Origin of the sequence: Flavobacterium sp., assembly GCF_046293665.1 — a bacterium.
Classification (GTDB): Bacteria; Bacteroidota; Bacteroidia; order Flavobacteriales; family Flavobacteriaceae; genus Flavobacterium.
Map to the genome: position 1 here is coordinate 240311 of NZ_JBKBOL010000003.1, position 18190 is coordinate 258500.

Annotated in this window: 13 protein-coding genes; 6 read left to right on the plus strand and 7 right to left on the minus strand. The window is 35.8% G+C overall.

Translation table 11 applies throughout. The features are described from left to right. Nucleotides 1–46: 46 nt before the first annotated feature. The 4 genes from ACK4R1_RS07445 to ACK4R1_RS07460 all read left to right on the plus strand — a co-directional run bounded on the left by ACK4R1_RS07445 (nucleotide 47) and on the right by ACK4R1_RS07460 (nucleotide 5643). A complete protein-coding gene (locus ACK4R1_RS07445) occupies nucleotides 47–1321 on the plus strand; it encodes an amidohydrolase family protein (protein ID WP_409685273.1) in 1275 nt (424 codons plus the stop codon). An 88-nt stretch (nucleotides 1322–1409) separates the two neighbouring features. Continuing rightward, complete coding sequence (locus ACK4R1_RS07450; protein WP_409685276.1) at nucleotides 1410–1592, plus strand: CAL67264 family membrane protein; 183 nt, start codon at nucleotides 1410–1412, stop codon at nucleotides 1590–1592. A gap of 72 nt (nucleotides 1593–1664) precedes the next feature. Next, entirely contained in the window at nucleotides 1665–3359 is a 1695-nt protein-coding gene (gene ettA / locus ACK4R1_RS07455) for an energy-dependent translational throttle protein EttA (protein WP_409685279.1), read from the plus strand. A gap of 79 nt (nucleotides 3360–3438) precedes the next feature. Further along, nucleotides 3439–5643, plus strand: a complete 2205-nt coding sequence (locus tag ACK4R1_RS07460) for a response regulator (RefSeq protein ID WP_409685282.1) — start codon at nucleotides 3439–3441, stop codon at nucleotides 5641–5643. Here the strand turns inward: ACK4R1_RS07460 and ACK4R1_RS07465 are convergent. Then, the gene (locus ACK4R1_RS07465) at nucleotides 5640–6890 is read right to left on the minus strand and encodes a DEAD/DEAH box helicase (protein ID WP_409685285.1); all 1251 of its coding nucleotides are present in this window, start codon (nucleotides 6888–6890) and stop codon (nucleotides 5640–5642) included. The two genes, ACK4R1_RS07460 and ACK4R1_RS07465, sit on opposite strands and share 4 nt — an antisense overlap. A gap of 152 nt (nucleotides 6891–7042) precedes the next feature. Beyond that, nucleotides 7043–8080, minus strand: coding sequence for a formimidoylglutamase (locus ACK4R1_RS07470; protein WP_409685288.1), 1038 nt, complete (start codon nucleotides 8078–8080; stop codon nucleotides 7043–7045). 107 nt (nucleotides 8081–8187) lie between these two features. On the opposite strand from ACK4R1_RS07470, the gene ACK4R1_RS07475 reads away from it, so the two are divergent. Further along, nucleotides 8188–9072: a hypothetical protein gene (locus ACK4R1_RS07475; RefSeq protein ID WP_409685291.1), complete on the plus strand. Its 885-nt coding sequence runs from the start codon at nucleotides 8188–8190 to the stop codon at nucleotides 9070–9072. Between the two features lie 49 nt (nucleotides 9073–9121). Here the strand turns inward: ACK4R1_RS07475 and hutI are convergent, their stop codons facing one another. After that, a complete protein-coding gene (gene hutI / locus ACK4R1_RS07480; protein ID WP_409685294.1) occupies nucleotides 9122–10360 on the minus strand; it encodes an imidazolonepropionase in 1239 nt (412 codons plus the stop codon). A 68-nt stretch (nucleotides 10361–10428) separates the two neighbouring features. Here hutI and corA point away from each other — a divergent pair, with 68 nt between their 5' ends. Beyond that, nucleotides 10429–11499: a magnesium/cobalt transporter CorA gene (corA, locus tag ACK4R1_RS07485; protein ID WP_409685297.1), complete on the plus strand. Its 1071-nt coding sequence runs from the start codon at nucleotides 10429–10431 to the stop codon at nucleotides 11497–11499. Here the strand turns inward: corA and nhaA are convergent. From nhaA to ACK4R1_RS07505, 4 genes are all read right to left on the minus strand, one after another. After that, complete coding sequence (gene nhaA / locus ACK4R1_RS07490; RefSeq protein ID WP_409685300.1) at nucleotides 11496–12644, minus strand: Na+/H+ antiporter NhaA; 1149 nt, start codon at nucleotides 12642–12644, stop codon at nucleotides 11496–11498. The genes corA and nhaA overlap by 4 nt on opposite strands. Before the next feature lie 64 nt (nucleotides 12645–12708). Then, nucleotides 12709–14655, minus strand: a complete 1947-nt coding sequence (locus tag ACK4R1_RS07495) for an OmpA family protein (RefSeq protein WP_409685303.1) — start codon at nucleotides 14653–14655, stop codon at nucleotides 12709–12711. A 12-nt stretch (nucleotides 14656–14667) separates the two neighbouring features. Then, a complete protein-coding gene (locus tag ACK4R1_RS07500) occupies nucleotides 14668–15579 on the minus strand; it encodes a type IX secretion system membrane protein PorP/SprF (protein WP_409685306.1) in 912 nt (303 codons plus the stop codon). A gap of 50 nt (nucleotides 15580–15629) precedes the next feature. Next, on the minus strand, nucleotides 15630–18190 hold a 2561-nt coding region (locus tag ACK4R1_RS07505), incomplete at its 5' end, for a gliding motility-associated C-terminal domain-containing protein (RefSeq protein ID WP_409685309.1).

Below are 18190 nucleotides of genomic sequence, written 5' to 3' on the forward strand. Positions count from 1 at the left end.
TATGTCTTTTAAAAATTACTATCTTTATCAGTCTAACACAATTCTGATGAAAAAAATAGTACTCTTTGCCTCGTTATTAATTACTTCTGTTTTATTTGCCCAAGAAACTTACATCCATTGTGGTAAACTTATCGATACCAGAAACGGTAAAGTGCTAACCAATAAAACAATTATTGTTTCTGGTAAAACTATTAAAAGTATTGAAGCGGGATTTATCAATCCTACGGATACCAACACAAAAGTTATCGATTTAAAAAGCAAAACAGCTATGCCGGGTTGGATTGATATGCATGTGCATTTAGAAAGTGAAACCAGTCCGACTGCTTATTTGGAAGAATTTACACTAAATGAAGCGGATGTCGCCTATAATGCTGAGGTCTTGGCCAAAACAACTTTGATGGCAGGTTTTACCACCGTTAGAGATTTAGGCGGAAGTGGCGTCAATGTATCTTTACGCAATGCTGTTAGAAGCGGTAAAGTAATCGGACCAAGAATATTCACCGCTGAAAAATCTTTGGCTTCAACCGGAGGTCACGCTGATCCAACCAGCGGTTATCGAAAAGATTTAATGGGCAATCCCGGACCAAAAGAAGGTGTGGTAAATGGTATAGACGATGCCAAACAAGCCGTTCGCCAACGGTATAAAAATGGAGCCGATTGGATTAAAATTACCGCTACCGGAGGAGTTTTAAGTATGGCCAAAAGTGGCTCTAATCCGCAATTCACAGAAGAAGAAATTGCTGCTATTGTTAGTACAGCCAAAGATTACGGAATGAAAGTCGCCGCTCATGCACATGGAGATGAAGGAATGCAACGTGCCGTAAGAGCCGGAGTAAAAACCATTGAGCACGGCACCGAAATGAGTGAAGCTACCATGGACTTGATGATAAAAAATAATGCTTATTTAGTGCCAACCATCACTGCAGGAAAGGAAGTTGAGTCTAATGCCAAAAAGGAAAACTATTATCCTGCTATTATTGTTCCAAAAGCTTTGGCTATTGGTCCCAAAATTCAAGCTACTTTCGGAAAAGCTTATAAAAGAGGTGTTCCTATTGCTTTTGGTACGGATGCCGGTGTGTTTGAACACGGACAAAATGCTAAAGAGTTTATCTATATGGTCGAAGCCGGAATGCCAATCATGAAAGCCATTCAATCAGCAACTGTGACCAATGCTATGTTATTGGATATGGATAAACAAATCGGAGTTTTAGAGCCGGGTTTTATAGCAGATATTATTGCTACAGAACTCGACCCAATGCAAGATGTTAATACTGTGCTGAATGTTGTATTCGTGATGAAAGAAGGCGTGATTTATAAGTAATTATTTTATTGAAAGGAACTCCTAATTCATAACTCATAATTTATAATTTTTACCTAAATTTGCTCTCCTTAAAATAAATACCACAGATATGGCAATGAATAAAAATACAGTTTTAGGCTGGGCTACTTTTATAATGATAATTATGGGATTAACTCTTATCGGTTTAGGTGTTTATCGTTATGCAGATACAGCCGGTTGGGGATTTGGAGCAGTTGGAGTTGGTTTTTTGGCCAATGCTTGGGTTTTCAGTTCATTAAAAGGAAGAGTGTAAAACAGTATTAAGTGCTCAGTCAGCACTAAGTAAATCGAATAATATAAATCTAAAAATCTAATAATCTAAAACATGTCAGATGATAAGAAAGTGATTTTCTCCATGCAACGCTTGAGTAAATCATATCAAGGAAGTGATAAACAAGTATTAAAAAACATTTATTTGAGTTTCTTCTACGGAGCCAAAATAGGAATCTTAGGTCTTAACGGTTCCGGAAAGTCTTCGTTGTTAAAAATTATTGCCGGAGTTGATAAAAACTACCAAGGCGATGTGGTTTTTCAACCGGGTTATACTGTCGGTTATTTGGAACAAGAACCCATATTAGATGATACCAAAACCGTTATCGAAGTCGTTCGCGAAGGTGTTGCTGAAACCATGGCGATCTTAGACGAGTTCAACAAAATCAACGATATGTTTGGTTTGCCGGAAGTCTATGAAGATGCTGATAAGATGCAAAAATTGATGGACAGACAAGCCGATTTACAAGATAAAATTGATGCTGCCGGTGCTTGGGAAATTGACAACAAACTAGAAGTGGCCATGGATGCATTGCGTACACCGGAAGGCGATACGCCAATCAAACATTTATCCGGTGGAGAAAAGCGCCGTGTAGCTTTATGTCGTTTGCTTTTACAACAACCTGATGTACTGTTATTGGATGAGCCAACCAACCACTTGGATGCGGAAAGTGTACTTTGGTTAGAGCAGCATTTGGCGCAATATGCCGGAACAGTTATCGCTGTAACACACGACCGTTATTTCTTAGACAACGTAGCCGGATGGATTTTGGAATTGGATAGAGGCGAAGGTATTCCGTGGAAAGGCAACTATTCTTCTTGGTTAGACCAAAAATCAAAGCGAATGGAGCAAGAAGAAAAAGTGGCTTCCAAACGCAGAAAAACTTTAGAACGCGAGTTGGATTGGGTTCGTCAAGGTGCCAAAGGTCGTCAGACCAAACAAAAAGCGCGTTTGCAGAACTATGATAAATTGTTAAATGAAGACCAAAAAGAATTAGATGAGAAATTAGAAATCTACATTCCAAATGGTCCGAGATTAGGAACCAATGTGATTGAAGCGAAAGGTGTTGCCAAAGCTTTTGGAGACAAATTATTATACGATAACTTAAACTTTACCTTACCACAAGCCGGAATTGTTGGAATTATTGGGCCTAATGGTGCCGGTAAATCAACTATTTTCCGAATGATTATGGGTGAAGAGAAAGCTGATGCCGGAGAGTTTACCATTGGTGATACTGTGAAGATTGCCTATGTAGATCAATCGCATTCGAATATCGATCCAAATAAATCGATTTGGGAAAATTTCTGTGACGGACAAGAATTAATCATGATGGGCGGAAGACAAGTCAATTCAAGAGCCTATTTATCGCGCTTTAACTTTGGCGGAAGCGATCAAAACAAAAAAGTGGCAGCCTTATCGGGTGGCGAACGCAACCGTTTGCACTTGGCCATGACTTTGAAAGAAGAAGGAAACGTATTGTTATTAGATGAGCCAACGAATGATTTGGATATCAATACGCTACGTGCTTTGGAAGAAGGTTTAGAAAACTTTGCAGGCTGTGCGGTAGTCATCAGTCACGACAGATGGTTTTTAGACAGAATTTGTACCCATATTCTAGCCTTTGAAGGTAATTCTGAAGTGTATTATTTTGAAGGTGGTTTCTCAGAATATGAAGAGAATAAAAAGAAACGTTTAGGGATTGATGTCACTCCAAAACGTATTAAATATAGAAAGTTGATTAGAAATTAACGAATTCCATTGAAAATCCTGAGCAATCAGGATTTTTTTTTGAATAAAAACTTTATATTTGAAGACTCTAACTAACCCAATGAATAAGATTAAACTCAGTAGTTTACTTTTATTTTTACTTCTGACTTTGAACACCATTTATTCGCAAGAAAATGTTGCGCAGAAAGAAGTAATTAAAAAACACCTCAATCAAGCGGTTGTTGAATTTAGTGATGCTCATTATGACAAAGCACTAGAGTCTTCAAAGCAAGCTTTGGTTAAGTCATTTGCTATTAATGATGACTTGTTAATCTCACAATCTTACAATACAATTGGTGCCATTTTTAATGAGTGTTCAGAATCGGCTAAAGCCATAGAGTTTTACAATAAAGCTTTGGTTTATGCTAAAAAATTGAATAATGACAAAATGTTCAATTGGATTTACGGTAATTTAGGAAGTGTTTATTATTTCAGTAACATTGATGTTCAGAAAGGAATTAATTACTACAAAAAATCACTTTTTTATGCCGTAAAAATCAAAGATACAGCTCAGATTGAATACACCAAATTGAATCTGGCCAGTGCTTATTTCGCCATTGGGAAATATGATTTAGGCAATGAGCAAATTAATAGTGTTAAACAACAAATTCTTAGCAAAGACAATGAAGAAGCTAAAATGTCATTGCATTTGTTGTTGGGAATTTACGCTAGTAATAATAACGAAAAAGAAAAAAGTGAGCAGCATTATTTTATAGCCAAAAGCATAGCAGAAAAAAATGAATTCGACGCTTTTCTAATCAATATATATGAAAATCTCGTTCGCCATTATAAAATTTACAAAGACTATAAAAAGGCCCAATTGTATCAAGCTAAGTTAGATTCGCTCAACAAAGTGGTCTATTCTGAAGACAAACTAGACAATCTAAAAAAAGCGGCTTCTCAAATAGAGTTGCAAGAATACAAAATTCAGTTAGGAAAAATTGAAAAGGAAAATGAGCAACAGCAAAAAACACTAAAAGATTCCAAGCTGATTGTTATTTTGTTCATTGTCATCTTAATTATTTTATTATTGTTGCTATTAACTTTGTATAAAAATATTAAACTGCGAGAGCAAGCTAATTTCGAGTTAACCCAAGCCAATGAAGCTCTAATGCAAGCCAAAGAAAAAGCGGAAGAAGCATCACAACTCAAATCTCAATTTGTATCCACCATTACCCATGAGCTGAGAACACCTTTATATGGTGTAATAGGGATAACTAATATAATTACAGATGAGCATAAAGAACTGACCAATAGTCCGCATCTTAAATCACTCAAGTTTTCGGCAAAATATTTATTGTCATTGGTGAATGATATTCTGCAAATTAATAAAATAGAAGAAAGACGAGTAGTTTTGGAAAGCTTGATTTTTAATTTGGCAGATGAAATTACAACCATTCAAAATTCAGTTGAGTACATAGCAGATAAGAATAACAACAAGTTAAGTATTGAAATCGACACTGCTATACCTGAATTTTTAATAGGTGACAAACTTCGTCTTTCTCAAATCATCATGAATTTGCTTAGTAATGCCTTGAAGTTTACTAAAAATGGCGAAGTAATACTCTCTGCTGATTTAAAAGAAGTCGTTGACAAAAAATATTTCATAGCTTTTAAGGTTAAAGATACCGGTATCGGAATTGCTAAAGAACACCAAGATAAAATCTTTGATAAGTTTGTCCAAATTGAACGCAAAGAAGAAGATTACCAAGGAACAGGATTAGGTTTGTCAATCGTTTCTAGATTGGTAGAACTTTTTGATAGCGAAATTCATTTGGAAAGCGAAGAAAATGTTGGAACTACTTTTTTCTTTACAATTGGATTAGAATATGACGAAGAAAAATCAAGAGAGATTATCAACAACATCGAAGTTGATTTGTCGGATTCCCAGTTGTATAATATTTTAGTAGTAGAAGACAATAAAATCAACCAAATGGTGACCAAAAAAATCATCCAAAACAGCAACATGAGTTGTACTATTGTAGATGATGGTTATGCAGCCATTGTCGCTTTGGAAAGAGAAAGATTCGATTTAATTTTGATGGATATCAATATGCCATTAATCAATGGATTTGAAACGACACGAAAAATAAGAGAAAAAGGAATTATGGTTCCTATAATTGCTTTAACCGCTTTCGATAAGCAGGAAGTAACCGAAGAAGCCATCTCAGCCGGAATGAATGACGTTATGGTCAAACCTTTTGAGCCTTCAAAGTTGTTTCAAGTGATTTCCAATAACATCAAAAACAAAGAAAGCGTTAGTTAATACCAACGCTTTTTATTTTTCTTAGAAGCTTCCGATTTTCTGGAATTGCTTGCTTCTGGTTTCTTTTTATTTCTTAAATCGGGTTTTGCGTCCGGATTTGGGACTTCGTCTTTCCAAGGAAAAGGATGGTCTTTGATGGTTTTTACATTGACTTTAATCAATTTCAAAATGTCTTTCCAATAAGGTTCTTCATCTTTTCCACAAAATGAAATTGAAATACCTCCATTTCCTGCACGACCGGTCCTGCCAATTCGGTGAACGTAAGTTTCAGGAATGTTTGGCAAATCAAAATTAATCACATAAGGTAAACTTTCGATATCAATCCCACGAGCCGCAATATCTGTTGCAACTAAAACCGTGATTTCTTTATTTTTAAAGTTGTCTAAAACTCGTTGACGGGCTGTTTGTGATTTATCACCGTGTATCGCTTCAGCATTTACACCGTGTTTCTTTAAAGCTTTAACAACGTTATCGGCGCCGTGTTTGGTGCGAACAAAGACCAACACATTGCTTAAATTTTCATTGCGTATTAAATGGTACAACAAACCTCTTTTGTCTGATTTGTCCACAAAATAAATTTGTTGTTCAATAATTTCTGCTGTAGATGATACCGGCGTTACCGAAACATATTCGGGTTTGTTTAAAAAAGTATCTGCCAATTCTCGAATCGCCATTGGCATCGTTGCCGAGAATAATAAAGTTTGTCTGTTGGTAGGCACCAATTTTACAATCTTTCTAACATCGTTAATAAAGCCCATATCCAGCATCAAATCGGATTCGTCTAAAACCAAATAGTGCAGATGGTCAAAATCAACAAAACCTTGTTTGTGCAAGTCTAATAATCTTCCGGGAGTGGCAATTAAAATATCAACCCCTTTTTTCAATTGATCAACTTGCGGTACTTGAGAAACACCACCAAAAATGGTTAGTTGTCTCAGGTTAGTATATTTTCCATAAGTATCAAAACTTTCCCCGATTTGAACCGCTAACTCACGAGTTGGTGTAACCACAAGGCAACGAATTTGTTTGGTCTTTTTGGATGAACCTACCATTCTGTGTAGGTTGTGTATAATTGGAATAGCAAAAGCGGCTGTTTTTCCCGTACCGGTTTGGGCACAACCTACCAAATCTTTTCCCGCTAAAATAAAGGGAATCGCTTTTTCTTGAATAGGGGTTGGGCTGGTATATCCTTCTTCAAAGACGGCTCTTTGAATACTATTGGATAATGATAAATCTTCGAATAACATAAAATATACTTACAATTAAGCGTAAGTCGACGCAAAGATAAGGTTAATTAATTACGAATTATGAATTATCAATTATGAATTGTAAGACTTGATAGACACGAGTAAGGAATAGTTGTAAAATAATTTCCTAATTCGTAATTTCTAATTCGTAATTATATTAATTCCTTTCTCGACTTAATAAAATCGGTTACTAAATAACCTATTAACTTTCCGATAAGATGATTGTTTTTTTCTTCGCCTAAATCGGGTGCGCCCTCGCAAATATGAATATAACTGGCATTTTTATTTTTGCCAAAGAAAGAAACAAACTGTCGCAATTCTTCAATCGAAAAACCACTCATGGTCATGGCACTACTGGCAATATTGGGCAAAGCATCTAAATCGATTTCAATCCCGTAAGCATCGCTTTTGATGAAATCATAAGCCGTATGCAGTTCTTGTTGGAAGTTTTTTTGTTGGCGTACTTTAATCTCGTCATACGTATTGTAATTTACACGGTCTTCCATTTTTTTCAGGATGTCAATAACATTTTTGGAAGTATAATTTTCATGCAAACCAAAGATGAAATATTTTTTCAAAAAGCCTTCTTCATAAGCATAAGAAAAGCCGTTGCCACTGTGTCGACCTTCTAAAATTCTGAAATCGGAATGCGCATCAAAATTTACAGCGTTAATGGGTTTACCTAAACCTAGCGCAGTTCCTTTGATGTTTCCGTATGCATTGTTGTGTCCGCCACCAATAATAATCGGAGTTTTTCCACATTTAATTATAGTGGTAACGATATGAACCACTTCTTTGTCTATTCTTTGAACAAGCGTACTCAATAATTTTCTGTCAGCGGTTTTGTGAAAGTCAAGGTCTTTGGCTTCTTCCATTTCAAGCGAAGCATCAAGTTCTCCTAAAACTACTATTTGACTACCTTTACAAAAACGGTTGTGTTGGATGTTGGCAATACTCCCAATGGCACTTTTCCAAGCCGATGCAGCTCCGGGACGACCAAAATTAGCGCGTACGCCTACATCTTCGGGGATTCCTAACAAAACGTATTTGGCATCACAGTTCTTTAGATAGTCGATGTAGTTCTCGTTTTTGGGAATGGTCAGCATTTTTTCACCAAATTTTACTTCGCCACTTCTGTGATTGGTAACCTTCGCTAAGTCAGTAATTGTAAAAGGAATTAGTCGTTCCATTTGAATAATGTTTGCTCAAAAATATAATATAATTGTTTATTTAACGTTACTATAATAAATATTATTACTTTATATTATTACTTTTGTTAAAATTAAAATCATAACCTATGGAAAATCAAAATGGTAATTCTAAACTTAAAGCAATCATAGCCATCTTAGCTATATTATTAGTCGGAAGTTTGGTTTATATTTTCAAATTGACATCAGATGCAAAAGCTTTGGAAACTACAGTTGTTGAAACAAAATCTGAAAAAGATGATGTTTTAAAAGACTTGGAAGCCTTAAAAGTTACTTATGATGCTGCAATAGCTGAGAACACTTCAATGTCAGATGAGTTAATAGCCGAAAGAGATAAAGTGGTTAAATTGATGACCGAATTAAAAACCGCTAAGGGCGATAACGCTTCTTTAAGAAAATACAAAGACCAATTTAAACAAATGGAGCAAAAGATGAAAAATCTGATGCAAGAAGTGGCTGTTTTAAAAACTCAAAACCAAGAGTTAACGACCAATTTAGACAGCACTAAAGTGGTTTTAGAAGATTCTAAAAAATACAATCAAGTATTAGTTGGACAAAATGAAGAATTGGCTAAAACAGTTGAAAAAGGTTCAAAACTTACGGTTACGAATTTGAAAACAGCCGCTTACAAACAAAGAAGTTCCGGAAAACAAATTGAAACAGACAAAGCCAGTAGAGCTGATTTGCTGCAAATTAGTTTTACTATCGCTGAAAATAAAATTGCTAAATCAGGAGACAAAGTTTATTACGTTCAAGTAATTGATGCTAAAAACAATGTTTTAGGAGATAAAGCTACCATTTCATTCGGCGATACTTCATTAACTTACAGTTTTACTACCACTGTGAAATATGAGAACCAAACTGTAAATGTGAAAGAGCAATTACCAGGTAAAGATTTTGCTAAAGGAACTTACTTTGTAAACGTATTTGACAAAGGCGAGTTGGTTTCTAAAAGCAGCTTTTCTCTACGATAAACCTTAATCAATTAATAGAAATGGAAGTCCTGAGCAATCGGGACTTTTTTTATGCAATAACTTTTCCCCTCAGAATCACTTGCTCAATTAAATTGCTACCAAAGGCATAGGGCAATTCGTAATAAGAATTAACAGGTTTGGTAATAATCAAGTTTGCTGTTTTTCCAATCGTAATACTTCCATGCGTTTTTGACAATCCCATAGCATAAGCACCATTGATAGTCGCTGCATTGATGGCTTCTTCTGGAGTCATTTTCATTTTGATACATGCTGTTGCTACTACAAAATTCATATTTCCTGAAGGTGTTGTGCCCGGATTAAAATCGGATGCCAAAGCTAACGGCAAGCCTGCTGATATCATTTTTCTCGCCGGAGTATAAGGAATGCTGATGAAGTATGAACAACTAGGCAAAGCCACTGCAATGGTTTCAGTGTTTTTTAAGGCTTCAATATCTTCATCGGTTATAATTTCTAGATGATCTACAGAAAGTGCGTTGTGCTTTACACAAGCAGCAATACCATTGATGGCGGTGAATTGGTTGACATGTATTTTGGAAGGCAAACCATATTTTTTTCCGGCTTCCATGATGCGTTCGGTTTCTTCAACGGAAAAATATCCTGTTTCTAAAAAGGCATCAATATAATCGGCTAGTTTTTCTTCAGCAATTTGGGGTAACATCTCATCAATGATTAAATCGATGTAACCCGAATGGTTTTCTTTATATTCTATAGGAAAAGCGTGAGCTCCAAGGAAAGTAGCTTTAATAGCAATCGGATAATTTTGGGCTAATTTCTTAATGACACGCAACATTTTTAATTCGCCATCAACTGTCAAACCGTAACCCGATTTAATTTCGACCGCGCCGCTACCTTGTTGAATAACTTCTTCTAACCGTTTTTTGGATTGATTGTAGATTTCCTCTTCGGAAGTTTCGTTGAGTTTTTTGGCCGAATTCAGAATTCCTCCGCCGCGATTGGCAATTTCTTCATAAGATAAGCCATTGATTCTATCCACAAATTCTTGCTCGCGATTTCCGGCATAAACGATGTGTGTGTGACTGTCGCACCAACTCGGTAAAACAATTTTTCCTGTGGCATCAATCGTTTTATCAACATTGATTTTGGGACAATCATGCATCGACCCAAAAGCTACAATCGTATCATTTTCAATCAAAAGAAAGGCATTTTTAATCGATGGCAAAATGGCCATTTCACTTCCGGAAACTTTGTCAATGTTGGTTTCTCTTACTTGCAGTAATTCTTTGATGTTGATGATTAACGTTTGCATACAATGATTTTTGGTAAAAATACTTTGAAAAAAATAAATATGCTTAATTTTAAACAAATTTAGAGTTCGTGAGAAAAATAAAATATAAAAAAGGGAAGAAAGTTCAACCCACATTTTTGGATTACACCGGAATTCACAAGCAAACCAAAACAGAAATGCAGTTGTTTGTTTATGATACCGATGATTTGACTGAGTATAATGAATTTAACCAAAATCAATTAGGCAAGTGTTTCGAATTGTCAAAAGTGAATTGGCTCAATATTCATGGCTTGAACGATACTGAAGTTATCAAATCGGTTGGAGATTTTCTCAAGGTGGATAATTTCATGTTGGGAGATATTTTAAATACAACCAAACGAACTAAGCTTGATGAATACCACGACATTTTGTTTTTCAATATTAAGTCTTTGTTGCCCATTGAAAATACTGATAATATCAGTGTGGAGCAAATTAGTTTTTTATTGAAGAATGGTATTTTGGTCTCTTTTCAAGAAAAGCGAAGTGACTTTTTTACCCACATCAGAGAACGTATCAGAACTCATTCCGGAATTGTGCGAGATAAAAAAGCAGATTACCTGTTGTATTTGTTATTGGATGCTGTAATGGAGAATTTTTATATCACAATTGAGAATGAAGAAAGTAGTGTTGAAAAGTTGATTGATGTGTCAAAAACCAGTACCAATCCGGAGATTTTGGAACAAATTGAAAAGCATCGCGATAATTTCAACTTTTTAAAACGTTCAATTATTCCGTTACGTGATTCACTGTATTCCATCAAAAGTATGAAAGACGATGATGTTTTCAACGCTATCGAATCTGAAAATTATAGTTTCTTTTCGCGTTTACATCAAAAGTGTTTAGAGCTTTTGGAACAAATTGAATACGATTTAACTTCGCTTGAAAGCGCTTCCAGTTTCTACTTTTCAACCCAAAATCAAAAGCTGAATCAAGTTATGAAAACACTCACTGTGGTTTCAGTATTCTTTATGCCTTTAACTTTTATAGTTGGTATTTACGGGATGAACTTTGACAACATGCCCGAATTACATTGGAAATACGGTTATTTCTATGTTATAGGATTTATGTTCCTTTTGTTATTTGGTATGATTTATTATTTCAAAAAGAAGAAATGGTATTAATGTTTTGTTTTTTGTTTTTTTAGATTCATTTTCAGATAGACTAAACCTATTAAACCGGCAATTAAGGATGACACTAGAATCATGATTTTAGAATTATCAATATGTTCTCCGTCGGAAAAGGCTAGAAGAGTGATGAAGATTGACATGGTAAAACCGATACCGCCTAAAAAGCTGACGCCAAAAATGGATTTCCAATTCAATTCTATTGGAAGTTTGGTTATTTTTAGTTTTACCGCCAAATAACTAAATAACCATATTCCGGCAGGTTTTCCAACAACTAATCCCAAAGCAATTCCCAAAGTGTAATTGTGACTCAAAGCATAGTGCCAATCAGAGTTTAAGATGATGGCAGTATTGGCTAAGGCAAATAAAGGTAAGATGAAAAAGGCAACCGGTTTGTGTAAAAAGTGTTGTAATATATAAGAAGTCGATTTTTTATTTCCGTTTCCAAAAGGAATAGCAAAGGCCAATAAAACTCCGGTAATGGTAGCATGAACACCGGAATTCAACATGAAATACCACATGACAACTCCAAGGGTTAGGTAGGGAATGAGGTTGCGAACTTTAAGTCTGTTCAATACAAGTAAAAAAGCAAAAATGCCTAAGGAAATTAGTAAATTACTCCAAACTAAATCTTTGGTATAAAAAATAGCAATGATTAAAATAGCTCCTAAGTCGTCGATAACGGCCAAAGCGGTTAGAAATATTTTTAACGAAATAGGCACCTTATTTCCCAATAAAGATAGAATACCCAGTGCGAAAGCAATATCAGTAGCCATCGGAATTCCGGCTCCGGATTGGGTATCGGTCCCATAATTTAAAAATAAATACAATCCGGCAGGTACAACCATTCCGCCTAAAGCTGCGAATATTGGCAGCATTGCATTTCTAACATTAGATAATTCTCCGGCATAGATTTCTCTTTCTAGTTCTAGTCCAATCAGTAAAAAGAAAATGGTCATTAAACCATCATTAATCCAATGTTCAAAAGAATGACTACCCATTTGTAGGTGCCAAATGCCTAGGTATTCTTCTCCCCAAATAGAGTTGGTTAACAATAAAGAAATTATAGTACAGCCAATTAGGATAAATCCACCTGCTTTTTCGCTGTTAAAGAAATCGTTGAATAGTTTGGTAATTTTCATGTTTCAAATATAAAAAAAAGCACCCGAAAAAGGGTGCTTTGAGTAAATTATAAAGTTAAAAGAATTATAAACTTGTGATGATAAATTCACTTCGTCTGTTAAGTTGGTGTTCTTCTTCAGAACATTTTACACCATCAGCACATTTGTTAACCAATTCGGTTTCACCTAGACCTTCAGAAGTTAAACGATCAGCAGCAATCCCTTTTTTGATTAACCAATCTCTGGTAGATTTTGCTCTTCTATCTGATAATTTTTCGTTGTAAGCATGTGAAGCACGACTGTCTGTGTGTGAACGAATGTTGATTTTCATTGATGGATTTTGGTTCAATACATCTAACAACTTAGCTAAATCAACTGCAGCATCCGGACGAATATTCCATTTGTCTAAGTCGAAGTAGATGATGTTGATCTTGAAACAATCCGCTAAATCGTCACCAATTTTCACACGACAAGTTTTGGTTTTAAGTTCGATATTCAACTCAGTTTTTCCTGAATCAGAACCGATAATAACTGCAACTTCTTTGGTTTCATAATCTTCAAGCGAAGCGTTTACATAGTATTTAACGCCGCATTCAACGTCTAAGAATTCATATTTTCCTTCAGCATCAGAAACAGTTTCTTTTAACTTATTGAATTTTTCATCCATTAATACCAATTTAGTATTAGGTAGTACGGCTTTAGTATCTTCATCAGTAACCACTCCAAAAAGAATTTGGTCACAGAAAATAGGGCGAGTTTCTACAAATTTATAGATATCATCGCTTCCTTTTCCGCCATCTCTATTAGAGCTTAAGAAACCTTTTTTAGTTTTAGAATTGATAATGAATCCGAAATCATCTTTAGAACTGTTTCCTTCTTCACCTATATTTAAAGCATCTTTAAAGTTAAGGCTACCATCTTTAGGAATTCTGGTTACAAATACATCTAAACCACCTAAACCAGGTTGGCCGTCAGAGGCAAAGTATAATTCGTTGTCTTCTGAAACAAAAGGGTAAGTTTCTCTACCTTCGGTATTGATTGATTTGCCTAAATTTTCAGGAGTTCCTAGGCTTCCGTCTTCGTTGATTTTAACTCTAAAAAGATCCGATTGTCCAAAAGTTCCCGGCATATCTGAAGCAAAATACAATGTTTTTTCATCTGGAGATAGGGCAGGATGAGCTGCTTGGTAGCTATCACTATTGAAAGCTAAAGGAGTTATGTTAACCCATTTACCTTGATCATCAAGATTAGCTCTATAGATTTTTAATAAAGTTACTTTATTGGCATCAAAACCTCTTCCGTCTAAATAGTTATTTCTGGTGAAATAAACTGTTTTCCCATCTTTGGTAAAGGCAGGAGTATCTTCGTGGTATTTAGTATTGATTTTTTTACCAAATTTATCTACACCGGTTAATCCACCGTCTTCGCCTAAGTTTGAACTGTAAAGGTTAGTGAAATATTGACCTGTCCAAGTGTGAATTCTTTTAGAGAAGTTTCCGGTATCACGAGCAGAAGTAAAAATTACTTTTGTGCCCATGTAAGCCGGTCCGTAATCAGAATACTTAGAATTGATTCCGGCATCTTCAATTTTATAACGACCTGAATTCTTTTTGATTTCGGCTAAATAATCTTTCTTTTTAGAGAAAATTTTAGCTCTTGAATCGTTTCCACTTTTATCATTAAACTTTGCCATCATGGCATCCGCTTTAGCATAGTCTTTAACGGCTCTTAGAGCTTGGGAATAGCGATAATAAAATTCCGGTTCTTGGTCAGGATTGGTTGCATATAGCTCACTATACCATTTGTTTGCTTTTTCTAATTCGGCATTAAAATAGTAAGCGTTACCAATTTTAAGCAACATGTCCGGAGATTTATATCCTTTTTCATAAATGCGTTCGTAAGTCTTAATAGCATCAATGTAGGCGTATTTATCATACTCCTTATTACCTTTTACTTCTGTTTTACCAACTTGTGAATAACTGTTCACAGCAGCGAAAGTTAATAGTACTAAATATATAATTTTATTTTTCATGATCGTTGTGTATTAGAAGAATCTAGGTGATACCAATTTGCTAACTCTATTGAACAACTCAAAACGAATAAACACCTCATGGGAACCAGAGTTATAGTTTTTCAATTGAGTAGTTTCTCTATCATAACTGTAACCGATGAATAAGCCATCAGTTACTTGAAAACCGGCTAAGGCACTTACTGCAGCATCCCAACGGTAAGCTGCGCCAAGCATCAACTTATCAAAGAATAAAAAGTTAGCTGAAGCATCTACTTGAAGCGGTGAACCGGTTACTAATTTTGTCAAGAAGGCTGGCTTAAATTTAACCGAAGGAGAAATGTCGAATACATACCCTCCAATAGCATAAAAATTCATTCTTTCTTGGAAAACGGCCACTTCATTGTCATTGTATTTAGAGTCTTGTAAAAAGTTAGGAACCGAAAGACCGAAGTACAATTTATCAGAATGTAGATAGATACCGGCACCAAAATTTGGTGAAAAGTCATTGTTGAAATTCTGAAGATTTGGATCGCCTGCATCTGCCGGATTTAAATCATTTACATCTAAGTTGAATAAATTTCCACTGGCTTTGATACCAAATGACAATTTATAGGTTTCAGATGTTTGTATAGAATATGATAAGTCTGCTGAAATTGTATTGTCTCTGGTGGGACCGATTTTATCACTTACAACAGACAAACCAACACCTAAATTACTATTATTAATAGGAGTATTAATAGAAAAAGCGTTAGTTGTTGGTGCTCCGTCTAATCCTACCCATTGGGTACGATGTAGACCGAAAATACTCATAACTCCTCTCGACCCTGCATAAGCGGGATTGATATTGATCGTGTTATACATGTATTGGGTATACTGTGCGTCTTGTTGAGCAAAACCAGTGTAACACGTTAACATCAAAGCGAAAATTAAAATTTTTGTTCTCATATTTTCTTAATTTATCCTGAGGGTTTTTAGGCCCTCAGGAGTTAGTAGGTTTATCTGGTTAAGTATAAATATCCGTCTTTAGTTACTCTATTTCCTTCACTTGTTGTCCACTCAATGATGTAGAAATAAGTTCCGGTTGGCAATTCTTCAGATCTATTTACAGTCACTCTACCTTCAGAGATACCTATAAATTTACGGGTATTGTTGTCATAGTTTTTAGTTTCATAAACTAAAACTCCCCAGCGGTTGTAAATTTGAACATTATTTGTTGGATAACAAGCAGTGTCTTCAATATTTTCTATGTTAAAATATTCATTCCATTGGTCACCATTTGGAGTAAAGGCATTGTGAATGATAATGGCTTCACAAGGCGCAACAGCTCCAATAATTATAAGAACTTCATATCTTGTAGGACAAGGACCATCATTTATTGTATAACTGAACAAGTATTCACCAGGTGTAATTTCGAATGGATTGAATGTGTTGTTAATTGGGTCAAAACCTCCAATATTATCAACATTAGTCCAAGTTCCACCGCTAACACCTGTAGGTAATAAAGCGTCTAATGATGTATTTACATCGTCACCATTACTCAATTGTAAAGCCGGAAGTGTTATGACATCAGCAATTTGAGACACATATACATATTCAGTGTAAGTTTGTGATAAGTTACCACAAGCATCAGATACAACCCATGTTCTGGTAATAGTATATACTCCGTCAACAACTTCTGACTGTGTTTCAGTGAATACAGGTGTTCCAACTTCTGAACAATTGTCAGTAAATACTATGTTTTGAGGTGCCGGAATATTGTCACAAGTAGCATCTACTTTCACCAATAATGGAGTGTTAGATACTGGACCAACAGTGTCTGAAACAGTTATTGTTTGAACAGTAGTAGCTGTATTTCCACAACCATCAATTGCAGTCCAAGTTCTTACTAATTGGTAATTAGAAGGACAGTTTCCTTGAATGGTTGTTTGAGTCATAGTTACCGAGGCAGCGCTACAGTTGTCAATAGCAGTTAATACCGCCGGACTTGGAATGTTATCACAAGAAGCTGTAGTGTCTGCCGGAGCAACATCAACAAAAGTTGGCGCTACATTGTCATTTACTGTAATAATTTGAGATACAGAAGATGAGTTGTCACAAGCATCTGTAAAAGTCCAAGTTCTGGTTACTGTGAACGAGTTAGGACAATCTCCTTGAGTAATAGCGTCAACACCTTGTACAGTGATAGCATCATTACAGTTATCAGTAGCAGTTAATGAAATCATTGCAGGTACATCATCAGCACAAGCTACAGTTACAGCAGCAGGTGCTTGAGGTGTTACCGGAGCAACAGTATCAATAACAGAAATGATTTGAGATACAGAAGATGAGTTGTTACAAGCATCAGTGAAAGTCCAAGTTCTGGTTACTGTGAACGAGTTAGTACAATCTCCTTGAGAAGTTACAGTGTCAACACCTTGTACAGTGATAGCATCATTACAGTTATCAGTAGCAGTTAATGAAATCATTGCAGGAATATCATCAGCACAAGTTACAGTTACAGCAGCAGGTGCTTGAGGTGTTACCGGAGCAACAGTATCACTTACCGTAATAATTTGAGATACAGACGATGAGTTGTTACAAGCATCAGTGAAAGTCCAAGTTCTAGTTACAGTGAACGAGTTAGGACAATCTCCTTGAGTTATAGCATCAACACCTTGTACAGTGATAGCATCATTACAGTTATCAGTAGCAGTTAAGGAAATCATTGCAGGAATATCATCGGCACAAGCTACAGTTACAGCAGCAGGCGCTTGAGGTGTTACCGGAGCAATAGTATCACTTACCGTAATAATTTGAGATACAGATGAAGTGTTGTTACAAGCATCAGTGAAAGTCCAAGTTCTGGTTACTGTGAACGAGTTAGGACAATCTCCTTGCGCAACAGCATCAACACCTTCAACAGTAATTGTATCATTACAGTTATCAGTAGCAGTTAAGGAAATCATTGCAGGAATGTCATCAGCACAAGCTACAGTTACAGCAGCAGGCGCTTGAGGTGTTACCGGAGCAATAGTATCACTTACCGTAATAATTTGAGATACAGACGATGAGTTGTTACAAGCATCAGTGAAAGTCCAAGTTCTGGTTACAGTGAACGAGTTAGGACAATCTCCTTGAGTTATAGCGTCAACACCTTCAACAGTAATTGTATCATTACAGTTATCAGTAGCAGTTAAGGAAATCATTGCAGGAATATCATCAGCACAAGCTACAGTTACAGCAGCAGGCGCTTGAGGTGTTACCGGAGCAATAGTATCACTTACCGTAATAATTTGAGATACAGACGATGAGTTGTTACAAGCATCAGTGAAAGTCCAAGTTCTGGTTACAGTGAACGAGTTAGGACAATCTCCTTGAGTTATAGCGTCAACACCTTCAACAGTAATTGTATCATTACAGTTATCAGTAGCAGTTAAGGAAATCATTGCAGGAATATCATCAGCACAAGCTACAGTTACAGCAGCAGGCGCTTGAGGTGTTACCGGAGCAATAGTATCACTTACCGTAATAATTTGAGATACAGACGATGAGTTGTTACAAGCATCAGTGAAAGTCC

What these genes read in the sequence shown, in the direction of transcription:
- ACK4R1_RS07475 (WP_409685291.1), top strand. Translation starts at nt 8,188, where the DNA reads ATGGAAAATCAAAATGGTAATTCTAAACTTAAAGCAATCATAGCCATC.
- hutI (WP_409685294.1), bottom strand. Translation starts at nt 10,360, where the DNA reads ATGCAAACGTTAATCATCAACATCAAAGAATTACTGCAAGTAAGAGAA.
- ettA (WP_409685279.1), top strand. Translation starts at nt 1,665, where the DNA reads ATGTCAGATGATAAGAAAGTGATTTTCTCCATGCAACGCTTGAGTAAA.
- ACK4R1_RS07500 (WP_409685306.1), bottom strand. Translation starts at nt 15,579, where the DNA reads ATGAGAACAAAAATTTTAATTTTCGCTTTGATGTTAACGTGTTACACT.
- ACK4R1_RS07450 (WP_409685276.1), top strand. Translation starts at nt 1,410, where the DNA reads ATGGCAATGAATAAAAATACAGTTTTAGGCTGGGCTACTTTTATAATG.
- ACK4R1_RS07470 (WP_409685288.1), bottom strand. Translation starts at nt 8,080, where the DNA reads ATGGAACGACTAATTCCTTTTACAATTACTGACTTAGCGAAGGTTACC.
- ACK4R1_RS07495 (WP_409685303.1), bottom strand. Translation starts at nt 14,655, where the DNA reads ATGAAAAATAAAATTATATATTTAGTACTATTAACTTTCGCTGCTGTG.
- ACK4R1_RS07445 (WP_409685273.1), top strand. Translation starts at nt 47, where the DNA reads ATGAAAAAAATAGTACTCTTTGCCTCGTTATTAATTACTTCTGTTTTA.
- ACK4R1_RS07460 (WP_409685282.1), top strand. Translation starts at nt 3,439, where the DNA reads ATGAATAAGATTAAACTCAGTAGTTTACTTTTATTTTTACTTCTGACT.
- nhaA (WP_409685300.1), bottom strand. Translation starts at nt 12,644, where the DNA reads ATGAAAATTACCAAACTATTCAACGATTTCTTTAACAGCGAAAAAGCA.
- ACK4R1_RS07465 (WP_409685285.1), bottom strand. Translation starts at nt 6,890, where the DNA reads ATGTTATTCGAAGATTTATCATTATCCAATAGTATTCAAAGAGCCGTC.